The following is a 3,191-nucleotide window of genomic DNA, read 5'->3' as shown; positions in this document are numbered from 1 at the left end:
GCTGAATTGCCAAAAGTAGATCTCTTAAAAGTAGAAGGCCGCAAATACGCCAGTACCTCTCGCCAATAACCTCTTCGGGCTTTCACTTCTCCCTCTCGCTGTACCCGCATGTAGTAGCGTTCGTGTAAATCACCGAGCACTTCTTCTAGCAATTCGGGAGCGCAGAAGCGTTCCAGCAGTTTATCTACCCAGCGAGGGGGTGGCTGATACGAACGTTGGGGTTTATCCATAGTTTACTACCGCTAATCGTTTCGTAGAATAGTAGCGGGGTTGGTAAGCGCGGCTTTTATAGTCTGGCTACTAATAGTGATCAGCGTAATAATCAGGGTCACTACTCCGGCAACTAGATAAGTAGCAATGCTCATGTCTATGTGGTAGGCAAAGCCACTGAGCCACTCGCTCATAAAGTACCAAGCAATGGGCCAAGCTACGATATTGGCAATCAGAATTAGCACGAGGATTTCTTTACTTAACAACTGGAGGATACTGGTAACTGGGGCACCCAGTACTTTTCGAATACTCACCTCTTTGGTGCGTTGGAGCGTATTGAACGTTGCCAAGCCGAATAGACCCATCGCAGCAATAAAGACGGCCAGCGCAGCGAAGATGATGAATAACTCACTTTGTCGCTGTTCACTATCGTAGAGTTGCTGATAATGTTCGTTGAGGAATAGATAGTCAAACTGGTGTTGGGACTCAAACTGCTTCCAAACGGTTTCCATGTGCGCTAATGCTTCCGGCATGTCGGCTTTTGAGACTAGCACCGATAGCTCACTGAACATATGCTGTCCGTGAAAGACGACCGGCACAATCGGCTGGTGCAACGATTCAAAGTGAAAATCTTGCACCACTCCGACTACCGTACCACTTGTGTTGCCATTTTTAAGCATTTGCCCAATAGCCTCTTCATTATTCCAACCTACCATACGGGCGGCCGTTTCATTGATGATAAAGTTGGTAGAGTCATCCGCCCCAATAGTTTCGGAAAAGTTTCTTCCGCTCACGATGGGGATTTGGTAGGTATCAAAATAATGATGATCAATCCGTACGTCCTTCATCACCACGTCAGTTGTTACCATGCTATCGCCCTGCTGCACGGAAGTACCCTGAAAAGCCGTCAATCGTTCGGTAGGTACCAAACTAGATCGGGTAGCATTCAGAATGGCCGGATGCTCGGTAAGTTCGTGACGGAACGTCTCAAAGCGATCGGCGACCTCATCAGTGTAGCCCAGCAAAATGACTTGATCTTTGGCGTAACCCAATTCCTGATCGTTGAGAAAGTTAAGCTGCTGGTAGGTGATGAGGGTAGCTACAATCATAACGATAGAAGCGGTGAACTGTACTACCACCAAAGCCTGACGCACTCGTCCGCTCTCTCGGGTAGAACCGGTGCGGCCTTTTAAAGCCAGCACGGGCTTGAAGCCGGAGATAATAAACGCAGGATAAAGTCCGGCCAAGGTTCCCACTAATACGACAATCGCCACTATGCTCAATATCGCCGTTGGCGTAGCGTACTGAGATAACTCAATAGTTTTATCGGTAAACTCATTGAGCCAGGGGAGTGCCAGTGAGATAAGCAAAATTGCCAGCAGAAAAGCGAAAAGAGCCAAAAGAATAGATTCACTTAAGTGCTGAAGAATTAGCTGTTGTCGGAACGCTCCGATGGCTTTACGCAGTCCAACTTCTTTACCCCGGGTGGTAGCTCGGGCGGTCGACAAGTTGATAAAGTTGAAACAGGCAATCAGCAGTAAAAATACTCCGATAGCCCCCATAATATACACGTAGTTGATGTCGCCATTGGCTTCTTCTTCGGCATCAAGTTGAGAGTGGAGGTGAATGGAAGTCAGCGGCTGAAGAAACAGCCTTGTCCGTTCGCTAGGCTGTACCGGGTTATCCGCAGCACCCAGGTGTCGGTCTAGAAAATCCGGAAACTGGGCTTCCACCCGCTCTGGGTCAAACTCATCGTTGACTAAAATATAGGTACCGAAGCTATTACCGCCCCAGTTCGTTTCCAATCGCTTTCGTCCGTAGACAGAATCATCATTAAGCGTACCGAAGGATACCAGAAAATCGGGGTGCCAGTGCGACTGGGTAGGAAAGGATTGATATACTCCGGTAATCTCAAAGTAGTGATCTTGAGATAAAAGTTGCTTCCCCACTATATCTTGCGTACCGAAATACTTTTCGGCGGCGGCCTCAGAAAGCATCATGGTAAAGGGCTTTTCCAGAGCCGTGGTAGCGTCGCCCGCTACAATAGGAATGGTGAATACAGTGAAAACCGACGGTTCGGCGTAATAGAGGTTTTCTACGGCTATGTTCTCTTTAAAAGATCGGTTTTCATCAATCGTACCCAAGGTCATACCAGAGCGCAGAATACGGGCAACTTCCTGAATATCCGAAAAATCATTCGCTAATAGCGGGCCGAAACCGGGAGCCGTATGTCCAAGATGCAGCGCTACATTGCCATCCGAGGATAGAAAGTTCCGAGTAACCCGGTAGATACTATCCGCATTCTCATGATAGCGGTCGTAACTCAGCTCATCCTGAATAAACATAGTAATGAGAATACTACCCGTAAGGGCCAGGGCTAGCCCTAACACATTGATGGCGGTAGTCATTTTGTTTCGGGCGAATAATCGCAGAGCCAGGGTGAAATAGTTCTTTAGCATATCGTTGGAAATTGAGGGAGTGGATGATCGTTTAAAAATCGAAGGTCGCAGATACGCCAGCACCTCCCGCCAGTAGCCTCTTCGGGCTTTGGCTTCTCCTTCTCGCTGTACTCGTAAATAGTAGCGTTCGTGCAGGTCGCCGAGCACTTCTTCTCGTAAGTGAGGTGCGCAGAAGCGTGCTAACAGTTTGTCGAGCCATTTAGGTGGTGCCTTCGGCTTACGTTCTTGATTAGCCATTGCTAGGTAAAGCTAATCTTGGGTAGAGCTTGCGGGGCAATCCTATCCCACAGTCGATTACGTACGCCTCGCACTTCGTGCAGCATTCGGCTACCTGCTACCGTTACGGTGAAGAGGCGTTTGCGTCGTCCGCCCCGTTCGGGAGTGGCTTCGCCCATTTGGGAGTTGACGAAGCCTTTCTTTTCCAGTCGTTGCAACGCGGCGTGAACCGCTCCGGTAGTGACCGTTTTGCCGGTTTCTTCTTCCAGGGCTTCGGCAATGGCTACGCTGTAGGCCTGGGGCGTG

At 49.1% G+C, this 3,191-nt stretch carries 3 protein-coding genes; all 3 read right to left on the bottom strand.

The window, feature by feature from the left end:
* Positions 1–230, bottom strand: a 230-nt coding sequence (locus WBA23_RS13260; RefSeq protein ID WP_424582757.1) for a permease prefix domain 2-containing transporter, incomplete at its 3' end; no start/stop codon positions are given.
* A gap of 12 nt (positions 231–242) precedes the next feature.
* Entirely contained in the window at positions 243–2,906 is a 2,664-nt protein-coding gene (locus WBA23_RS13255) for an ABC transporter permease (RefSeq protein ID WP_424582756.1), read from the bottom strand.
* Between the two features lie 2 nt (positions 2,907–2,908).
* Positions 2,909–3,191: PadR family transcriptional regulator (locus WBA23_RS13250; RefSeq protein ID WP_424582755.1), on the bottom strand; the 283-nt coding region annotated here is incomplete at its 5' end.

Origin of the sequence: Tunicatimonas sp. (assembly GCF_049647865.1) — a bacterium.
In the GTDB taxonomy this organism is placed as follows: Bacteria; Bacteroidota; Bacteroidia; order Cytophagales; family Cyclobacteriaceae; genus Tunicatimonas.
The sequence above is the reverse complement of the archived record's forward strand: the minus strand, read 5'-3'. Positions and strand labels throughout refer to the sequence as shown.